Genomic DNA, 19,110 nt, shown 5'->3' on the forward strand with positions numbered 1-19,110 from the left:
TTCACCGGACGGCACGGGCCCGGCGTCTAGGCTGGGCCTCCCGCACCGTGAGGAGTATGTCCCTATGTCCGTCCCCACCATCGCTGTGTTCGTCGGCAGCCTGCGCAAGGATTCCTGCAACCGCAAGCTGGCCCATGCGCTGGAGAAGATCGCTGGCGACCGCGCGCGCTTCCAGTACGTGCAGATTGGTGATCTACCGCTGTACGACCAGGATTTCGATGGCCAGTACCCGCCTCAGGGCACCCGGCTGAAGGATCAGGTGCGCGCCGCCGACGCGGTGCTGTTCGTGACCCCCGAATACAACCGGTCGGTGCCGGGCGTGCTGAAGAACGCCATCGACGTCGGCTCGCGCCCCTACGGTGACAGTGCGTTTGCCGGCAAGCCGGCGGCGGTGATCGGCGCCTCCATCGGCCAGATCGGCACCGCCGTGGCCCAGCAGCACCTGCGCAACAGCCTGGCCTTCCTGGACATGCACGTGCTCGGCCAGCCCGAGGCGTTCATCCATTTCAAGGACGGCCTGATCGACGCCGACGGCACGATCCACAACGAGGGCACGCAGAAATTCCTGCAGGGGTACGTGGACCGGTTCCTGGCACTGATCGCGGTGCACGTGAAGGGCGACTGAGACCGATGGGGTAGCAGCAGCCAGGCCGCGGGTCGGATCCCGGCGCGCAGCGGCGGGCCCTGGCCCTACGTTCCGCTGAGCACCGGAGTCCGTGCGCTGCACGGAATCCGACCCTGGCCGCCTGATCTGCGATAATGACCCACCCGGGCGCCGCAACGGCGCCCGTCGCAGGCACTGCGACGCCCCCGCGCCAGAGTGGCCAGGCACTGGCGGATATCCCCCGTTTCTCCACGGCTTATCCACAGGCTTGTCCATGGCTGCCGGGGTCGGCGCATGCCTACACTCGTCCGGCCCACTTTTGCAGGAAACACCGCAGCATGTCCGCTCGTTCCGGCTTCCGTTCCAACCGCAGAGAGCGCGGTGATGGCTTTGATCGTGATCGCGATGAATCGCGTATCGACCAGTTGCGCGTTCCGCCGCATTCGGTGGAAGCCGAGCAGGCGGTGCTGGGTGGCCTGATGCTGGCGCCGGAGGCCTACGACCGGGTCAACGACCAGCTGACCGAGGGCGATTTCTACCGCCGCGATCACCAGATGATCTACCGCGCGATCCGTGAGCTGTCCGAGCGCGAGCGGCCGTTCGACGCGGTGACCCTGGGCGAGTGGTTCGAATCACAGGGCAAGCTGGAACTGGTGGGCGATGGTGCCTACCTGATCGAGCTGGCGAGCACCACGCCGTCGGCGGCCAACATCGTGGCCTATGCCGAGATCGTGCGTGACAAGGCCGTGCTGCGGCAGCTGATCCAGGTCGGCACCGACATCGTCAACGATGGCTTCCAGCCTGAGGGCCGTGACAGCAGTGAGCTGCTGGCCTCTGCGGAGAAGAGCGTGTTCGCCATCGCTGAACAGGGTGCACGCGGCCGTACCGACTTCGTGGCGATGCCTGGCGCGCTGAAGGATGCCTTCGAGGAACTGCGCAACCGCTTCGAGAACGGCGGCAACATCACCGGCCTGCCGACCGGCTACAACGACTTCGATGCGATGACCGCCGGCCTGCAGCCGACCGACCTGATCATCCTCGCCGCGCGCCCGGCCATGGGCAAGACGACTTTTGCACTGAACATCGCCGAGTACGCGGCGATCAAGTCGAAGAAGGGCGTGGCGGTGTTCTCGATGGAAATGTCGGCCTCGCAGCTGGCGATGCGCCTGATCTCCTCCAACGGCCGCATCAACGCGCAGCGCCTGCGTACCGGCCAGCTGGAAGATGAAGACTGGAGCCGCGTCACCAGCGCAATCAAGATGCTGAAGGAAACCAAGATCTTCATCGACGATACGCCGGGCGTGTCGCCGGAAGTGCTGCGTTCCAAGTGCCGCCGCCTCAAGCGCGAGCACGACCTGGGCCTGGTGGTGATCGACTACCTGCAGCTGATGAGCGTGCCGGGCAACAGCGAAAACCGCGCCACCGAAATCTCGGAGATCTCGCGTTCGCTGAAGGGCCTGGCCAAGGAACTGCACGTGCCGGTGATCGCGCTGTCGCAGCTCAACCGCTCGCTGGAAACACGTACCGACAAGCGCCCGGTGATGGCCGACCTTCGCGAATCGGGCGCAATCGAGCAGGACGCGGACATGATCGTGTTCATCTACCGCGACGATTACTACAACAAGGAAAATTCGCCGGACAAGGGCCTGGCCGAGATCATCATCGGCAAGCACCGTGGTGGCCCGACCGGATCGTGCAAGCTGAAGTTCTTCGGTGAGTACACCCGCTTCGACAACCTGGCCCACGACTCGGTCGGCTCATTCGAATAACCGTAGTGCCGGCCGCTGGCCGGCAACCACCCCACGGCTTGCAAACCATTCAGAACGCCAATCTTCCGTACGTGGCGTGTAAATGACATGTAACGCGAGGCTTCTACGATTCCGCCGCTGCTGCTCTTCGACGCCGCCCTTCGGCGTCCAGCGTGCCCAAGGAATCCGCCTCCATGCCGTCCCACGCTCCGCTTCGCCGCAATCTGCTGGCCCTGCTGGTCTGTGCTTCGCTGCCGTCGCTGGCTGTCGCTGAAACCGCCCCGGCGACCGACGCGCAGTCGGCCACGACTCTCGATTCGATCTCGGTGATCGGCCGCGGCGAAGCCCGCCAGGTGCAGCGCGTGACCGCCGAGGACATGAAGGTCCTGCCGCCCGGTGCCAACCCGCTGAAGCTGCTGGCGGCCAAGCCGGGCGTGCATTTCGAATCGGCCGATGCCACCGGCGCCTACGAATGGTCCACCAGCATCAGCCTGCGTGGCTTCAACCAGAATCGCCTGGGCTACACCCTCGATGGCATCCCGCTGGGCAACATGGCCTACGGCAACAGCAACGGCCTGCACATCAGCCGCGCGGTGATCAGCGAGAACCTGGGCGGTGCGGAGGTCTCCACCGGCATTGGTGCGCTGGGTACGCCGTCCACCAGCAACCTCGGCGGCGTGTTCCAGTTCTACTCGATCGATCCGTCCACCGAATATGGGGTCGTGCTGGCACAGAGCTTCGGCAGCGACAATGCGCGCCGCAGCTATGCGCGCCTCGATACCGGCGACCACCAGGGCTTTGCCGCTTACCTGTCCGGCGTGTATTCCGAAGGCGACAAGTGGAAGGGCAAGGGCTCGCAGGAACTGAAGCAGTTCAACGGCAAGGCCACCTACAACTTCGGCACGGACAGCAGGATCACCGCGCTGTTCAACGCTTCGCGCCGTGTCGAGGCCGACTACCAGGACCTGTCGCTGGAGATGATCGATCGCCTCGGCTGGGACTGGGACAACTACGCGCCGGACTGGGATCGCGCGGTGGCTGCTGCACGCGGAAAGTACAGTGGTGGCGTCAACAGCCCGTGGGACGCCTATTACTCCGGCCACGGCCTGCGCAATGACGATGTGTCCAGCATTGCCGGTGATTTCGGCCTGAACGAGTCGATGCGCCTGAAGGTCAACGTCTACAACCACAGCAACCGTGGCCAGGGCCACTGGTTCAGCCCGTCCAATCCGTCCAACCCGGGCACCAGCCGCGAGATCCCGATCTCGATCCGCACCACCGAGTATGCGATCGACCGCACCGGCGTAACCTCGGCGTTCACCTGGAACGTGGCGGGCCACGAACTGGAGGCGGGCCTGTGGTACGAAGACAACGGCCACAGCGTGCAGCGCAACTTCTACTACATCGACGGCCCGATCACTGACGACTTCTTCCTGCGCAATCCGGACCAGCGCGTGTGGCACCAGCGCTACACCACCATCACCCGCCAGTTCTACGTGCAGGACCGCTTCCGCCTGTTCGATGACCGCCTGACCATCGACATCGGCGCGAAGTCGCCGCACACCCGCACCCGCGTGCGCACGCCGCTGGGCAGCTATGCCAACAACAGCAGCCTGACCTCGAAGAAGGGCCTGCTCCCGCAGGCGGGCTTCAACTTCAAGCTCAACGAGGGCAACGAGATCTTCGGCTCGTTCGCCAAGAACGTGGCCGCCTACGCGCTGGGCGTGGGCAGCCCGTTCAACGTGCCGCAGGCCGCCTTCGATGCCAGCGCGAAGAACCTGAAACCGGAACAGTCGCGCACCATCGAGCTGGGCTGGCGCGGCTACGGCCAGGGCTATGAAGCCTCGGTAGCGGTGTACGACGTCAAGTTCGACAACCGTCTGCTGGCCATCGCGCAGTGCGTGGGCATCCTCGGTTGCCCGGCGCTGTTCTCCAACGTCGGTTCGGTAACCAGCCGCGGCGCCGAGGCGACCCTGCAGCTGAAGCCGATGCAGGACCTGACCTGGTCCAACGCGCTGTCGTGGAATGACAGCACCTACGACAACGACTACGTCAACAACGGCGTGGTGCCCACCCGCGGCAAGAAGACCGTCGACACCCCGGAATGGATGTTCGCCAGCACCCTGGCTTGGACCCCGGGCCCGTGGGACCTGCGCCTGGCCGCCAACCATGTCGGCAAGCGTTACGTGACCTATACCAACGACGTGTCGGTGCCCAGCTACTGGCTGGTCAACGCTTCGGTGGCCTATGACTTCGGCAAGCTCGGCCCGGCGCAGAACCTGACCGTGGCGCTGAACCTGACCAACCTGACCGACAAGCGCTACCTGTCCTCGATCAACACCAACGGCACCTACGCCGCCGACCCGACCCGCAGCCTGGCGACCATGCAGGTTGGCGCGCCGCGGCAGGTGATGGCCACCGCCACCGTGCACTTCTGATGCGCGGCCCCGTCGATCCGGAAAGCCGTCGTCGCCTGTTGCGCATGGCGTGGCAGGGCACGGGGGCGGCGATCGCACTGGCGGCGATGCCGGGGCTGGCCACGGCCGGCCCACGCCCGCGGTTGGGGCGTGATCCGTTCACCCTGGGCGTCGCCGCCGGCGATCCGGATCCGCAGGGAGCCGTACTGTGGACGCGTCTGGCGCCGGACCCGCTCAACGGCGGCGGCATGCCATCGCGGGCGGTGCCGGTGCGCTGGTTCGTGGCCGAAGACCCGGGCATGCGCCGGCTGGTGCAGCGTGGCGTCGCCGCGGCAGTGCCCGAGCTGGCCCATTCGGTGCACGTGGAGGTCAATGGCCTGCGCCCAGGCCGCGACTACTACTACCGTTTTGCCTGCGACGGTGACGAGGAAAGCGCGGTCGGCCACTTCCGCACCGCGCCGCTGCCCGACACGCAGCTGCAGCAGCTGCGGCTGGCCCTGTGCACCTGCCAGGCCTGGAACAGTGGCTACTACCCGGTGCTGCGCGATATCGCGAAGAATGATGTCGACCTGGTGCTGCATGCCGGTGACTACCTGTACGAGTACAGCCCACTGCAGAACGCGCGTGGTCTCACGCTGGATGCGGAACGCTTCAGTGGCGAGACCGTCGGCCTGGAGCGCTACCGCGACCAGTACGCGCTGTACAAGCTCGATCCCGATCTGCAGGCCGCGCACGCCGCCCACGCGTTCGCGGTGATCTGGGACGACCACGAAGTGCAGAACGATTACTCCGGCATCCATCCGGAGAAGCCCGGCGTCTCGACGGAGGACTTCATCGTTCGCCGCGCGGCGGCCTACCGCGCGTTCTACGAACACCTGCCGATGCGTAGTACGCCTGCGGGCAACGGTGGCCTGCGCGTGCATCGGCGCCTGCGTTACGGCGATCTGGCACAGCTTGCGCTGCTCGACTGCCGCCAGTTCCGTCCGGCCAATCCCTGCGGGGTGGGCGAGTCGCCGCGCTGCGACGCTGCGCTGGATCCACGCATTAGCATGCTGGGCGTGGGCCAGGAAGCCTGGTTCGCGCAGTCGATGGCGGCCGCACGGGGCACGCGCTGGAACGTGGTGGTGCAGCAGCTGCTGATGGCGCAGCTGCGGCTGGACGGCGGCACGGCGCGAGAGCGCTTCTGGAACGATGCCTGGGACGGCTATCCCGCCGCACGCAAGCGGTTGCTGCAGGCGATGCAGGCAGGCGGGCAGGGCAATGCCATCGTGCTCGGTGGTGACTGGCATTCCACCTTCGTCAACGACCTGAAGCTGGATTTCGACGCGGCCAGCGCGCCGGTCGTCGCCACCGAATTCATCGCTCCGGCGATCAGCAGCGGCGGCGACGATACGCCTTATGGCCCGTACTACGGTTCGTCGATTCCGCAGAACCCGCATATCCGCTATTTCGACGGTGACCGCCGTGGTTGGTGGAAGCTGCAGCTGAACCGGCAGACCGTGGATGCGGAGCTGCGCTTCGCCGACAGCGTGCTGCACGCGGATGCGCCGGTGCGCACTGCGGCGCGCTTCCAGGTCACCCACGGCCGCCCGGGCGCAGTGCCGGTGTGAATCCGTTCGGTCGTGCCGGCCGCTGGCCGGCAACCTGATCAATCTTCGGTTTCCCCACCACCGGATTCATCGCCCCGAGCCGGGTTTCGTCGCAAACCGTTTGCGGGCGGCCAGAGCGGGGCGCCAAGGTGTCCGCAGGCGGCAAGGTGCCGCCACAAGGAGACCGTGATGAAGACCCTGTTCGCGCTCGGTGTGTGGTGCCTGCTGTTCGTGCTGTGCTGGCCGCTGGCGATCCTCGCCCTGATCGCCTGGCCGTTCGTGTGGCTGCTGAGCCTGCCGTTCCGCATGGTCGGCATCACCTTCTCGGCGCTGTTTGCGTTCCTGCGCGCGCTGTTCATGCTGCCCGCGCGCCTGCTCGGCGGCGGCCCGGTGGCGGCATGAGGGCTGTGTTGCTGGTCGCGCTGGCATTGCTCGCGGGGCCGGCACTGGCCACACCGGTCCCGCCGTCCGCATGGCTGGAACGCCAGCAGGCCGCCGCTGCCGATGAGGCGGATGCGGCAGCGGCCAAGGCGGTCAAACCCAAGGAGCGCTGCCGGGTGGTGAAGGAGTGGAAGGCCGGTGAAACCGTGGCCCAGCACCGCATCTGTGACGATCCGCCGAAGAAGCCGGCTGGAAAGGTGTAGAACCGAGCCCACGCTCGGCTTCACCCTCCGCGGCTGCCGACCGGAGAGCCGAGCATGGGCTTGGCTCTGCAGGAAAACGGGCAACAAAAAACCCCGCCAAGGCGGGGTTTTTCGTCTGCAGGTGAGTGCCGACCAACGGTCGGCACCGACCATGATCCCGATCAGTTCGCCTTGTGGATGGCGCGCTTGCTGACCGCCATCGCCGCGTCGTGGATCACTTCCGACAGCGACGGGTGGGCGTGGCAGATGCGGGCCAGGTCATCGGCCGAGCCACTGAACTCCATGGTCAGCACGCCTTCGTGCACCAGCTCGGAGACGTTGGCGCCGACCAGGTGCATGCCGAGGATGCGATCGGTTTCGGCATGGGCCAGGATCTTCACGAAGCCCGCCGGCTCGATCATCGCCACGGCACGGCCGTTGGCGGCGAACGGGAAGCTGCCGGCCTTGTAAGGGATGCCTTCGGCCTTCAGCTGGGCTTCGGTCTTGCCGACCCACGCCAGTTCCGGCTCGGTGTAGATGACCCACGGGATGGTGTCGAAGTTGACGTGGCCCGGCAGGCCGGCGATCAGCTCAGCCACCGCGATGCCTTCCTCGAAGCCCTTGTGCGCCAGCATCGGGCCGCGCACGCAGTCGCCGACCGCCCACACGCCGTTGACGCCGGTGTGGCAGTGCGCGTCGACTTCGATCTGGCCGCGCTCGTTGATCTTGACGCCGGTGCCTTCGGCCAGCAGGCCCTTGGTGGCGGCGCGACGGCCAACGGCCACCAGCAGCTTGTCCACGGTCAGGGTCTTTTCGCCTTCAGCGTCGGTGTAGGTGACGATGACTTCCTTCTTCTTGCCCTTGCCGGTGATCTCGGTCTTGGAAACCTTGGCATTGAGCTTGATGTCCAGGCCCTGCTTCTTGAATTCCTTGGCAGCGGTCTTGGCCACTTCGGCGTCGGCAGCCGCCAGGAACTCCGGCATGGCTTCGAGGATGGTGACTTCCGCGCCCAGGCGCTTCCACACGCTGCCCAGTTCCAGGCCGATGACGCCGGCGCCGATCACCGCCAGGCGGTTCGGCACTTCGGTGAAGTCCAGGCCGCCGACGTTGTCGACGATGGTCTCGCCGTCGAACTTGGCGAACGGCAGTTCGATCGAATCCGAACCGGCCGCGATGATGACGTTGGTGCCCTTCAGCTCGACGATGGAACCGTCATGCTGGGTGACCTTGACCACGTTGCCCGGCTGCAGTTCGCCAAAACCATAATAGGCAGCGACCTTGTTGGCCTTGAACAGCATGCCGATGCCGCCGGTGAACTGCTTGACGATCTTGTCCTTGCGGCCAACCATCGCCTCGACGTCGATCTTGGCATCCTTGAAGCTGATGCCGTGGTCGCCAAAGATGTGGCCCATGTTCCAGAACTGGCGCGAGGAATCCAGCAGCGCCTTGGACGGGATGCAGCCCACGCGCAGGCAGGTGCCGCCGAGGGCCGGCTTGCCGTCCTTGCCCAGCGCTGCGTCGATGCAGGCGGTCTTCAGGCCCAGCTGGGCCGCGCGGATGGCAGCGTGGTAACCGGCCGGGCCGGCACCGATGACGACGACGTCGAATTGTTCAGCCATTGAATTATTCCTTGATGCATTACCAGAACCCCTCCGCGCAGGCGCGGAGGGGCGGGAGGTGTCTTACAGGCCGAACAGCATGCGGCCCGGGTTTTCCAGCTGGTTCTTGATGTCCACCAGGAACTGCACCGAGTCCTTGCCGTCGATGATGCGGTGGTCGTACGACAGCGCCAGGTACATCATCGGCGCGATCACGACCTGGCCGTTCTGGGCGATCGGACGCTCCTTGATGGCATGCATGCCCAGGATGGCGCTCTGCGGCGGGTTGATGATCGGGGTCGACAGCAGCGAACCGAAGGTGCCGCCGTTGGTCACGGTGAAGGTACCGCCCTGCAGTTCATCCAGGCCCAGCTTGCCGTCACGCGCCTTCTTGGCGTAGTCGGCGATGGTCTTCTCGATGTCGGCGAACGACATGCGCTCGACATTGCGCAGGACCGGGGTGACCAGGCCCTTTTCGGTCGAGACGGCGATCGAGATGTCCGAGTAGCCGTGGTAGATGATGTCGTCGCCGTCGATCGAGGCGTTGACCAGCGGGAAGCGCTGCAGCGCGTTGGCGGCGGCCTTCACGAAGAAGCTCATGAAGCCCAGCTTGATGCCGTGTGCCTTAACGAACTCGTCCTGCAGTTCCTTGCGCGCCGCCGAGACCTTGGACAGGTCGACTTCGTTGAAGGTGGTCAGCATCGCGGTGGAGTTCTTCGACTCCATCAGGCGCTCGGCGATGCGCTTGCGGATGCGGGTCATCGGCACGCGTTCTTCCGGACGTGCGCCACCGGCCTTGCCGGCGCCGCCGTTGCGGGCGAAGTTGACGATGTCTTCCTTGGTCACCGCGCCGCGACGGCCGGTGCCGTCGACGTCGGCCGGGTTCACGCCTTCGGTGATGGCGGTGAAGCGGGCGCCCGGCGGCAGCGCATCGGCGGCCGACTTGGCGGCCGGGGCCGGAGCGGCGGCAGCGGCCGGAGCAGCAGCGGCCGGGGCAGCGGCTGCAGCCGGAGCGGCTTCGGCAGCCGGAGCCGGGGCAGCAGCCACGGCGCCTTCTTCGATGATCGCCACGACCTGGCTGGAGGTCACGGTCGAGCCTTCGGCGAACTTGATTTCCTTCAGCACGCCGTCGACCGGCGACGGCACTTCCAGGACGACCTTGTCGGTTTCCAGGTCAAGCAGGTTTTCGTCGCGCTTGACGGCGTCGCCCACCTTCTTGTGCCAGGTGGCGATGGTGCCGTCGGCGACGGATTCGGGCAGTACCGGGGCTTTGACTTCGGTGGCCATTGCGGGAGCTTCCTGGTTTGTCTTCTAAATAGGGGGAGGATTATTCAGCGAACGTGTCGTTGAACGGGTTGACCAGCGCGTCGGCGATCAGCTGCTGCTGTTCGCGGACGTGGTCAGCCATGTGACCGGCAGCCGGCGACGCCGAACGTGCGCGACCGGCGTAGTGCAGGTTCTGGCCGTCGGCCAGGCAGAACTGCAGGTGGTGGCGGATCTGGTACCACGCACCCTGGTTCTGCGGTTCTTCCTGCGTCCACACCACGTCGGTGGCCTTGCCGTACTTCTTCAGCTCGGCAGCCAGCAGCGCACGCGGGAACGGATACAGCTGCTCCACGCGGATGATCGCCACGTCGTCCTGGCCACGCTTGGTCTGGTCTTCCAGCAGGTCGTAGTAGACCTTGCCCGAGCACAGCACCACGCGCTTGACCTTCTTGGCGTCCGCACTGGCGTCGCCGATCAGGTGCTGGAACTCGCCGTTGGCCAGTTCGTCCAGGGTCGACACGGCCAGCTTGTGGCGCAGCAGCGACTTCGGCGACATCACCACCAGCGGCTTGCGGGTGGTCAGGTGCAGCTGGCGGCGCAGCATGTGGAAGGCCTGTGCCGGGGTGGACGGAACCACCACCAGCATGTTCTCCAGTGCACACAGCTGCAGGAAGCGCTCCAGGCGCGCCGAGCTGTGCTCCGGGCCTTGCCCTTCATAGCCATGCGGCAGCAGCAGGGTCAGGCCGGAAATGCGGCCCCACTTGGCTTCACCGGCGGCGATGAACTGGTCGATCACCACCTGGGCGCCGTTGGCGAAGTCGCCGAACTGGCCCTCCCAGATGCACAGCGTGTTCGGATCGGTGGTGGAGAAGCCGTACTCGTAGGCCATCACCGCTTCTTCGCTCAGCAGCGAATCGATGACGGTGGCCTTCTCCGGCGAATCCACCAGCTGCCGCAGCGGCATGTAGTAGTTGTCGGTCTTCTGGTCGTGCAGGATCGCGTGGCGGTGGGTGAACGTACCGCGACCGACGTCCTGGCCGACCAGGCGCAGTGCGTGGCCTTCGTCGAGCAGGGTGGCGTAGGCCAGGTTCTCGGCAAAGCCCCAGTCGCCCGGGATCTCGCCGGCGGCCATCTTGCGGCGGTCGTCATAGACCTTGGCCACGCGCGAGTGCAGCTGCACGTCTTCGGGAATGGTGTTGATCAGCTTGGCCAGTTCGACCAGCTTGTTCTTCTCGACCTTGGTCCAGACCGGGTCGGACAGCTTGCCTTCCAGCAGCTTCGGCCAATCGACGAACAGCGGGCTGGTCGGCGGGGTCTTCTCGACCTTGGCCAGCTCGGTGGTCACTTCACCGGCATCGAGCTTCTCGCGGTAGGCATCGACCATCGCCTTGCCGGCACCGGCAGCGATCACGCCTGACTTTTCCAGCTGCTCGGCGTACATCTCGCGGGTGGTCGGGTGCTTGCGGATCACCTGGTACATCAGCGGCTGGGTGATCGCCGGCTCGTCGGCCTCGTTGTGGCCCCAACGGCGGTAGCACATCAGGTCGATGACCACGTCCTTGGCGAACTTCTGGCGGAACTCGAAGGCCAGCTGCGCGGCGAACACCACCGCTTCCGGATCATCGCCGTTCACGTGCAGCACCGGGGCGGCGATCATCTTCGCCACGTCGGTGGCGTAGCGCGTGGAGCGCGTGTCCAGCGGGTTGGAGGTGGTGAAGCCGACCTGGTTGTTGACCACGATGTGCACGGTGCCGCCGACGGCGAAGCCGCGGGCCTGCGACATCTGGAACAGCTCCATGACCACGCCCTGGCCCGAGAAGGCCGCATCGCCGTGGATCAGGATCGGCATGACCTGCTTGCGTGCGGTGTCCTTGCGGCGCTCCTGGCGCGAACGCACGGAACCGGCCACGACCGGGTCGGCGATTTCCAGGTGCGACGGGTTGAACGCCAGCGCCAGGTGCACCGGGCCGCCGTCGGTAGCCACGTCGGCCGAGAAGCCCATGTGGTACTTCACGTCGCCGGCAGAAGCGTGCTCGTCGTGCTCGAACTTGCCTTCGAACTCGTCGAACAGCTTGCGCGGGTTCTTGCCGAGGGTGTTGACCAGCACGTTCAGGCGGCCGCGGTGGGCCATGCCGATCACCACGTCCTTGACGCCATCCTTGCCGGCGTTGCGGATGATGGTGTCCATCATCGGGATCAGCGAGTCGCCGCCTTCCAGCGAGAAGCGCTTCTGGCCGACGTACTTGGTGTGCAGGTAGCGCTCCAGGCCTTCGGCCGCGGTCAGGCGCTCCAGGGTGCGGCGCTGGGTGTCAGCGTCCAGCTGGTAGTTGCCGCCGGCTGCTTCCAGCTTCTTGTAGATCCACTGGCGCTGCTCGACCTCGGAGATGTGCATGAACTCCGCACCGATCGAGCCGGTGTAGGTCGCCTTCAGGCGTGCCAGCAGGTCGCGCAGCTTCATGCGCGGCTGGCCACCGACGCCGCCGGTGCTGAACTCGCTGTTGAGGTCGGCATCGGACAGGCTGTGGAACGGCAGGCCCAAGTCCGGGGTGTTGACCGGCGCGGCCAGGCCCAGCGGATCGAGGCGGGCGTCCAGGTGGCCGCGCGAGCGGTAGGCGGTGATCAGACGACCGACATTGCGTTCACGCTCGTCGCCCGCACCGTTGCCGGTGCCGGCCTTCAGCGCTTCCTTGGCCGCGTCCGCAATGTGGGAGATGACGGCCGAGTGCGGAATGTCGCCTGCTTCGCGGCCCTTGAAGCCGTCGAAGTAGGTCTTCCATTTGGGATCGACACTGTCCGGGGAGACCAGGTACTGCTCGTACAGGTCCTCGACATAGGAGGCGTTGCCGCCGGCGAGCTGCGAAGATTGCGCAAACTGCTTCAGTTGATTGTCCACGATGGAGGGTGTTGATTCGCTTTGTGGGGTATGGCTTCAGAAGGACCCGGCAGGAAGATGAATAGCCCTGCGCGGGCGCGTTCAAACAGCCAAATTGTACCCCCATCCGGACAGGAAGGGGCACCAAAACGGGCATCCCGGGTCCCCCGGTGCCGCTTCCAGACAGGTTGAGTGGGCGGTACCCGCTCAGATGCCGAGCGCACGCAGTTCGCTGCAATCGCGCGAACGGTCCCAGACCCGCTGCAATTGCTGCTCGAACGGCTGCGAACGTGCAGGCAGTGCGACGCCTGCCTCGCCGTCGAGGCGATGACCGATCAGACGAAAGTAGAAGTCGCCGGCGTCGTTGAGCAGGCAGGCCGAGGCCAGCGCACGGTCGACCGGATCGGTGGCCTCGCGGAACTGGATCACACTGGGCAGGCGTTGAGCCAAGGCCAGCAGCGGCGCCCCGGCAGACGCGATGGCGGCGGCGTCGTGCACGATCACCCGCAGCTGCTTGTCGTGGCGGGCGGTGACGAAGCGGCGCAGGGCGGCCTGTACCGGCGGCGCGTCGAGCAGTCCCGGGTCCAGCTGACGGCTGTGCAGCCACACTTGGCGGCGGGCGCGGTGGACGATGGCCGTGGTGATGGCCACCGCCTGCTCGCGGCTGTCGATGGCACTGGCCGCGCCCAACCGGCGGCGCATCTGCTGGTGGCCGATGCCGGCCTCCTCGAATACCTCGCCTTCCGGCAGGAAGCCCTGGCGGGCATAGAAATCGCGGGCGGGCAGCTGGGCGTGCAGGTGCAGCTCGGCCAGGCCGAGCCTGCGCCCGGCATCGACCAGTGCCTCCAGCAGGGCCTCACCGACCCCGTGGCTGCGATGGCTGGCCAACACCGCCATGCGGCCGATGCGGCCGTCCGGGGCCAGCCGACCGGTGCCGACCGGCTGGTTGTCACTGTCCAGCGCCAGCACATGGGCGCTGAGCGGGTCCAGCGCATCGCGTTCCAGTTCGGCGGCGATGCCCTGTTCCTGCACGAACACGCGTTGGCGCACGTCGTGGATGGCAACGTGGGCGTCGGCGTGGCTGACCTGCTGGACCCGGACCATGGCAGGGCTCAGGCGCGACCGTCGTCGCTGTCGTCTTCGTCGTGATCCTCGAAGTTGACGATGACCTCGATGCCGTCGTCGTGCACGGTCACGGTGTGGACATCGTCGGACACCGCGTCGGCGTCGATCGCGTCGACACGGTCACGGCCTTCGACCACTTCGCCGAGCACCACGGCGTCTTCGCCGTCATCCTCATCTTCAGCGTCATACACCTCGTTCGGATCGATCAGCTGGAACACGCCACCGACCAACAGCTGCTGGACCACCGCGCGGCCCTTGTCGGACAGGCCGCGATAGGCGGCGGCATCGAGCTGCTCGGCGCCGGCCAGGCGCTGCGCGTCCTTCACCGGCAGCGCGAAGTCCTGGCCACTGACGTACAGGCTGGCGCCGCGCTTGGCCCGGCGCCAGGCCAGGCGTGCCCACGGATGACGCTGCAGCAGCAGGCCCGAGGCCAGGGCCTGGACCACTTCCTCCAGTGCCGGTGCGGCCTGGTGAGCCATCACTTCGCCGGCCGCACGGTAGGTGGTGATGAAACGGCCGAACCAGTCACCCAGCTTGTCCGGATCGTTCATGCGGATGGCGTTGAGCGCGGTGATCACCCGCGCCATCGCCACCGTGTCGATCTCGTTCGGGTCGGCCGGCACCTTCAGGTCGGCATCCTGGTAGCGGATGTTCTCGTCGGCATCGGCGATCAGGGTGTCCAGGTAGTCGCTGATCAGCTCGGCCGAGGACGGCGCACGCATGCCGAAGGAGAAGGTCAGGCAGGGGTCTTCGGCGACGCCGTGGTGCGGCACGTTCGGCGGCAGGTAGAGCATGTCGCCCGGCGCCAGCACCCAGTCGTGGGTGGGCTTGAACACCTTCAGCAGCTTCAGCTCCACGTCGGGGCGGAAGCCCAGCGGCGGCTGCCTGCCCTTGATCGATTCGCTGGCATCGATCTGCCAGCGGCGGTGGCCGTGGGCCTGCAGCAGGAATACGTCGTACTGGTCGACGTGGGCGCCGACCGAGCCGCCGGTGGCGGCGAAGCTGATCATCACGTCATCCATGCGCCAGCGCGGCAGGAAGCTGAAGTGCTCGATCAGGGCGCGCACGTCCGGGTCCCACTTGTCCACGTCCTGTACCAGCAGGGTCCAGTCATGGTCGGGCAGGGCGGGGAACACGTCTTCCTGGAACGGGCCGGTACGCACGCGCCAGCCGTCCTGGGTCTTGTCGTGCTCGATCAGGCGCGCCAGCACGCCTTCTTCGCAGGCCAGCCCGGCCAGGTCTTCCGGCTGCAGCGGGGTCTGGAAGTCGGGGAAGGCGTTGCGGATCAGCAGCGGGCGCTTCTGCCAGAAGTCGCGCAGGAAGGTGGCCGGCGCCATGCCCAGCGGTTGGCCGGGGCGGGCGGTGACTTCGATGAGGGGGGCGGAGGACTTGCGGGCGGCCATGGGGGAATCCTTGCAGCGGAAAGCGGGAGGGGCGGCGCAGCGGGCCGCCTGAGATCTCCATTGTCCGCCGTTCGCCGGGATTGCGCACGTGCGCGGGTTTGTCGCGGGGTGTCCGGCCAACGGCGGAGCCCCTCGTGGCGGGGTGGTTGGTCGCGCAAAGCGCTGGCTTCATGGGCTGGGCCGGGCGGGGTGGGTTCGCGGGACACGCCGTGAACCCGTCCCTGGGGGCTCGATGGCGCCATCCATGGCGCCAACGGTCCCGCGAACCCACCCCGCCCGGCCCCTGACAGTTTCCTGCGCGGCCCGCCACGGAATGGAAAGAAGAAGATCAAAGGCAACAGCGGGTCGCGCGCTGCGCTTGCTCATCCCAAAACAAAAGAGGGACGCGGCGAAGCCGCGTCCCTCTTTCAAATTCCGTTTCGACAACCTCCACGCTCTTCGATCCGTCACCGGAAATCTGTCAGAGGTGGGGCGGGAGGGGCCAGCGGGACCGTTGGCGCCATGGATGGCGCCATCGAGCCCCCATGGATGGGTTCACGGCGTGTCCCGCTGGCCCCTCCCGCCCCGCCCAGCTAGCAGCAATCCAGAGCCGCTCTGGACGTTGATGTTGCTGTCGCCGTTGCCGTTGCCGTTGCCTGCCGCAGGCAGCGCCCGCGGCCGCCGCCGCAAAGGAAACCCCTTAGATCTTCTTCGCCAGGGCCTCGGCCAGACCCGTGTAGCTGCCCGGGGTCATCTCCAGCAGGCGCTGCTTCGCATCCGCCGGCAGCTCCAGCCCCTGCACGAACGCACGCATCGACTCGGCCGTGATGCCCTGGCCGCGGGTCAGCGCCTTCAGCTGCTCATACGGGTTCGGCAGGCCGTGGCGGCGCATCACCGTCTGCACGGCCTCGGCCAGCACTTCCCAGGCCGCGTCCAGGTCGGCATCCAGGCGCTGCGGGTTCACTTCCAGCTTGCCCAGGCCCTTGGCCAGCGAATCCAGCGCCACCTGGCTGTGGCCGAACGCGGTGCCCAGTGCGCGCAGCACGGTGGAATCGGTCAGGTCACGCTGCCAGCGGCTGATCGGCAGCTTCGCGCTGAAGTGCTCGAACAGCGCGTTGGCGATACCGAAGTTGCCTTCCGCATTCTCGAAATCGATCGGATTGACCTTGTGCGGCATCGTCGACGAGCCGACTTCGCCTTCCTTCAGCCGCTGCTTGAAGTAGCCCAGCGAGATGTAGCCCCAGATGTCGCGGGCCAGGTCGATCAGGATGATGTTGGCGCGGCGCGCGGCATCGCCGATCTCGGCAACATTGTCGTGCGGCTCGATCTGCGTGGTGTACGGGTTGAACACCAGGCCCAGGCCGGTCACGAAGCGCTCGGCGAAGGCCGGCCAGTCCACGTCCGGGTAGCTGGCCACGTGGGCGTTGTAGTTGCCGACCGCGCCGTTGATCTTGCCGGTCAGCTCGACCGCGGCGATCTGCCTGCGCTGGCGCTCCAGGCGCGCGACCACGTTGGCCAGCTCCTTGCCCAGCGTGGTCGGCGAGGCAGTCTGGCCATGGGTGCGCGACAGCATCGGCTGGCCGGCTTGGGCGTGGGCGAGGTTGCGCAGCGTGGTGGCGATGCCGTCCAGGGTCGGCAGCAGCACCTCGCGGCGGGCCTGTTCCAGCATCAGGCCGTAGCTGAGGTTGTTGATGTCTTCGCTGGTGCAGGCGAAATGCACGAATTCCAGCGCCGGAGCCAGCTCGGCGTCGTCCTTCAGCTGTTCCTTGATGAAGTACTCCACCGCCTTGACGTCATGGTTGGTGGTGCGCTCGATCTCCTTCACGCGCGCGGCCTGGGCCGGGCTGAAGCGGGCCGCCAGCTCGCGCAGGCGGGCGACGGCGGCGTCGGAGAACGGCGCCAGTTCGACGATGCCCGGTTCGGCGGCCAGCGCCAGCAGCCATTCCACCTCGACCACGATGCGGGCCTTGATCAGGCCGTATTCGGAGAAGATCGGGCGCAGGGCGTCGACCTTGCCGGCGTAGCGGCCATCGAGCGGGGACAGGGCGAGCAGGGCGGAATCGGACATGTCGGCAGGGCTGGGACGAGCGGCGGGGGCCATATTCTACGACGTGCCGGTCAGCTAGTGCCGGCCGCTGGCCGGCAAGCCATGGCGGCGTAGGCCGGGCGTGGTTGCCGGCCAGCGGCCGGCACTACCCTTGCGCGCGCAGAACGGCCGTGCAGGTGGAACGATCTGGCCCGCCCTCGTCATCCCATGCTGCGGGCAAGGGAGTATTGTGGCCGCAGCCGCCAGCCCGGGAAGCGACACCCTGCCAGCCGCCGCTTCCCTTTCCCCAACTGAAGTAGTGCGGAGTTGATGCAATGAGCAAAGCTGCAAGCAAGGGTTTCAGAATCGAACACGACAGCATGGGCGAGCTGCAGGTGCCTGCGGATGCCCTGTGGGGCGCCCAGACCCAGCGCGCCGTGCAGAATTTCCCGGTGTCGGGCCAGCGCATGCCGCGCGGTTTCATCCGCGCCCTGGGCCTGGTCAAGGGCGCAGCCGCCGGCGTCAACGCCGAGCTGGGCCACCTGCCGAAGAATGTGGCCAAGGCCATCCAGACCGCTGCTGCCGAAGTGGCCGCCGGCAACTGGGACGCGCAGTTCCCGATCGACGTCTACCAGACGGGTTCGGGCACGTCGTCGAACATGAATGCCAATGAGGTCATCGCCACCCTGGCCAACCGTGCCGGCAAGGCGGGCAAGACCACCGTGCATCCCAATGACCACGTCAACCAGGGGCAGAGCTCCAATGACGTGATTCCGACTGCGCTGCGGGTGTCGGCGGTGCTGGCGACGCACGAGCAGCTGCTGCCGGCGCTGGTGCACCTGCGCAAGACCCTGGACAAGAAGGGCCGCAGCCTGCGCAAGGTGGTCAAGACCGGCCGTACCCACCTGATGGACGCGATGCCGCTCACCTTCGAGCAGGAATTCGGTGCGTGGTCGGCGCAGCTGGCCTCGGCGCAGGAGCGCATCGAAGACAGCCTCAAGCGCGTGCGCCGGTTGCCGCTGGGCGGCACCGCCATCGGTACCGGCATCAACGCCGACCCGCGCTTCGGCGCGCAGGTGGCCAAGGCGCTGAAGCAGCAGACCGGCTTCAAGTTCGACAGCGCCGAGAACAAGTTCGAAGGCCTGGCCGCGCAGGACGATGCGGTGGAACTGTCGGGCCAGCTCAATGCGCTGGCCGTGGCACTGATCAAGATCGCCAATGACCTGCGCTGGATGAACGCCGGTCCGCTGGCCGGGCTGGGCGAGATCGAACTGCCGGCACTGCAGCCGGGCAGCTCGATCATGCCGGGCAAGGTCAACCCGGTCATTCCGGAAGCCACGGTGATGGCCTGCGCGCAGGTGATCGGCCACCACACCGCGATCACCGTGGCCGGGCAGACCGGCAACTTCCAGCTCAACGTCACCCTGCCGTTGATCGCGGTGAACCTGCTCGATGGCATCGGCCTGCTGGCCAATGTGTCCAGGCTGCTGGCCGACAGCGCGATCGCAGGGCTGAAGGTGCGCGAGGACCGCGTGGCCGAGGCGCTGGCGCGCAACCCGATCCTGGTCACCGCGCTGAACCCGATCATCGGCTACGAGAAGGCAGCGGCGATTGCCAAGCGTGCCTACAAGGAACAGCGCCCGGTGCTGGACGTGGCGCTGGAAGACAGCGGGCTTGACGAGGCCGAGCTGCGTCGCCTGCTGGACCCGACTGCGCTGACTGCTGGTGGCATCCAGGCTGGCGGTGGTGGCGCCGGGGGGTGATCTGCCGGTTGCAGAGTCGAGCCACGCTCGACGGTTGTTCCGGAGTCGGGCATGGCTCGACTCTACGGAAACGAAGAACGCCGCCCTCGGGCGGCGT

13 protein-coding genes are annotated in these 19,110 nt (G+C 66.7%); 7 read left to right on the plus strand and 6 right to left on the minus strand.

Features of this window, described 5'->3' with window-relative positions:
* The first annotated feature begins 64 nt into the window (after positions 1–64).
* The 6 genes from AC5P5S_RS07685 to AC5P5S_RS07710 all read left to right on the plus strand — a co-directional run bounded on the left by AC5P5S_RS07685 (position 65) and on the right by AC5P5S_RS07710 (position 7,002).
* On the plus strand, positions 65–625 hold the full coding sequence (locus AC5P5S_RS07685; RefSeq protein ID WP_024956652.1) for an NADPH-dependent FMN reductase: 561 nt from the start codon (positions 65–67) through the stop codon (positions 623–625).
* 317 nt (positions 626–942) lie between these two features.
* Positions 943–2,373 carry a replicative DNA helicase gene (locus AC5P5S_RS07690; protein ID WP_005410278.1) on the plus strand — a complete coding sequence of 477 codons (1,431 nt, stop codon included), beginning with the start codon at positions 943–945 and terminating at the stop codon, positions 2,371–2,373.
* 173 nt (positions 2,374–2,546) lie between these two features.
* Positions 2,547–4,790, plus strand: a complete 2,244-nt coding sequence (locus AC5P5S_RS07695; protein WP_033835432.1) for a TonB-dependent receptor family protein — start codon at positions 2,547–2,549, stop codon at positions 4,788–4,790.
* Positions 4,790–6,379 (plus strand): alkaline phosphatase D family protein, encoded by a 1,590-nt coding sequence (locus AC5P5S_RS07700; protein ID WP_012480785.1) that lies wholly within the window; start codon positions 4,790–4,792, stop codon positions 6,377–6,379. The genes AC5P5S_RS07695 and AC5P5S_RS07700 overlap by 1 nt, the downstream gene beginning before the upstream one ends.
* A 168-nt stretch (positions 6,380–6,547) precedes the next feature.
* Positions 6,548–6,760 (plus strand): hypothetical protein, encoded by a 213-nt coding sequence (locus AC5P5S_RS07705; RefSeq protein ID WP_049397919.1) that lies wholly within the window; start codon positions 6,548–6,550, stop codon positions 6,758–6,760.
* Positions 6,757–7,002: a hypothetical protein gene (locus AC5P5S_RS07710; RefSeq protein WP_005410274.1), complete on the plus strand. Its 246-nt coding sequence runs from the start codon at positions 6,757–6,759 to the stop codon at positions 7,000–7,002. The genes AC5P5S_RS07705 and AC5P5S_RS07710 overlap by 4 nt, the downstream gene beginning before the upstream one ends.
* A 161-nt stretch (positions 7,003–7,163) precedes the next feature.
* Here the strand turns inward: AC5P5S_RS07710 and lpdA are convergent, their stop codons facing one another.
* The 6 genes from lpdA to purB all read right to left on the minus strand — a co-directional run bounded on the left by lpdA (position 7,164) and on the right by purB (position 17,292).
* Positions 7,164–8,600, minus strand: a complete 1,437-nt coding sequence (gene lpdA, locus AC5P5S_RS07715) for a dihydrolipoyl dehydrogenase (protein ID WP_005410273.1) — start codon at positions 8,598–8,600, stop codon at positions 7,164–7,166.
* A 63-nt stretch (positions 8,601–8,663) separates the two neighbouring features.
* On the minus strand, positions 8,664–9,866 hold the full coding sequence (gene sucB / locus AC5P5S_RS07720; protein ID WP_005410272.1) for a dihydrolipoyllysine-residue succinyltransferase: 1,203 nt from the start codon (positions 9,864–9,866) through the stop codon (positions 8,664–8,666).
* 40 nt (positions 9,867–9,906) lie between these two features.
* A complete protein-coding gene (locus tag AC5P5S_RS07725) occupies positions 9,907–12,738 on the minus strand; it encodes a 2-oxoglutarate dehydrogenase E1 component (RefSeq protein ID WP_231336602.1) in 2,832 nt (943 codons plus the stop codon).
* Positions 12,739–12,924: 186 nt separating this feature from the next.
* Positions 12,925–13,821, minus strand: coding sequence for a GNAT family N-acetyltransferase (locus tag AC5P5S_RS07730; protein ID WP_012480784.1), 897 nt, complete (start codon positions 13,819–13,821; stop codon positions 12,925–12,927).
* A gap of 8 nt (positions 13,822–13,829) precedes the next feature.
* Positions 13,830–15,245, minus strand: coding sequence for a ribosomal protein uL16 3-hydroxylase (locus tag AC5P5S_RS07735; RefSeq protein ID WP_062607399.1), 1,416 nt, complete (start codon positions 15,243–15,245; stop codon positions 13,830–13,832).
* Positions 15,246–15,924: 679 nt separating this feature from the next.
* A complete protein-coding gene (purB, locus tag AC5P5S_RS07740) occupies positions 15,925–17,292 on the minus strand; it encodes an adenylosuccinate lyase (protein ID WP_012480782.1) in 1,368 nt (455 codons plus the stop codon).
* A gap of 293 nt (positions 17,293–17,585) precedes the next feature.
* Between purB and AC5P5S_RS07745 the strand changes: the two genes are divergently transcribed.
* The gene (locus AC5P5S_RS07745; RefSeq protein WP_012480781.1) at positions 17,586–19,013 is read left to right on the plus strand and encodes a class II fumarate hydratase; all 1,428 of its coding nucleotides are present in this window, start codon (positions 17,586–17,588) and stop codon (positions 19,011–19,013) included.
* Positions 19,014–19,110 lie beyond the last annotated feature (97 nt).

This window comes from Stenotrophomonas sp. YJH_SMC_54, assembly GCF_059368435.1.

Bases quoted from the DNA above. Each gene is read 5' to 3' on its own strand.
- AC5P5S_RS07685 (WP_024956652.1), top strand. From the start codon at position 65: ATGTCCGTCCCCACCATCGCTGTGTTCGTCGGCAGCCTGCGCAAGGAT.
- AC5P5S_RS07690 (WP_005410278.1), top strand. From the start codon at position 943: ATGTCCGCTCGTTCCGGCTTCCGTTCCAACCGCAGAGAGCGCGGTGAT.
- AC5P5S_RS07695 (WP_033835432.1), top strand. From the start codon at position 2,547: ATGCCGTCCCACGCTCCGCTTCGCCGCAATCTGCTGGCCCTGCTGGTC.
- AC5P5S_RS07700 (WP_012480785.1), top strand. From the start codon at position 4,790: ATGCGCGGCCCCGTCGATCCGGAAAGCCGTCGTCGCCTGTTGCGCATG.
- AC5P5S_RS07705 (WP_049397919.1), top strand. From the start codon at position 6,548: ATGAAGACCCTGTTCGCGCTCGGTGTGTGGTGCCTGCTGTTCGTGCTG.
- AC5P5S_RS07710 (WP_005410274.1), top strand. From the start codon at position 6,757: ATGAGGGCTGTGTTGCTGGTCGCGCTGGCATTGCTCGCGGGGCCGGCA.
- lpdA (WP_005410273.1), bottom strand. From the start codon at position 8,600: ATGGCTGAACAATTCGACGTCGTCGTCATCGGTGCCGGCCCGGCCGGT.
- sucB (WP_005410272.1), bottom strand. From the start codon at position 9,866: ATGGCCACCGAAGTCAAAGCCCCGGTACTGCCCGAATCCGTCGCCGAC.
- AC5P5S_RS07730 (WP_012480784.1), bottom strand. From the start codon at position 13,821: ATGGTCCGGGTCCAGCAGGTCAGCCACGCCGACGCCCACGTTGCCATC.
- AC5P5S_RS07735 (WP_062607399.1), bottom strand. From the start codon at position 15,245: ATGGCCGCCCGCAAGTCCTCCGCCCCCCTCATCGAAGTCACCGCCCGC.
- purB (WP_012480782.1), bottom strand. From the start codon at position 17,292: ATGTCCGATTCCGCCCTGCTCGCCCTGTCCCCGCTCGATGGCCGCTAC.
- AC5P5S_RS07745 (WP_012480781.1), top strand. From the start codon at position 17,586: ATGAGCAAAGCTGCAAGCAAGGGTTTCAGAATCGAACACGACAGCATG.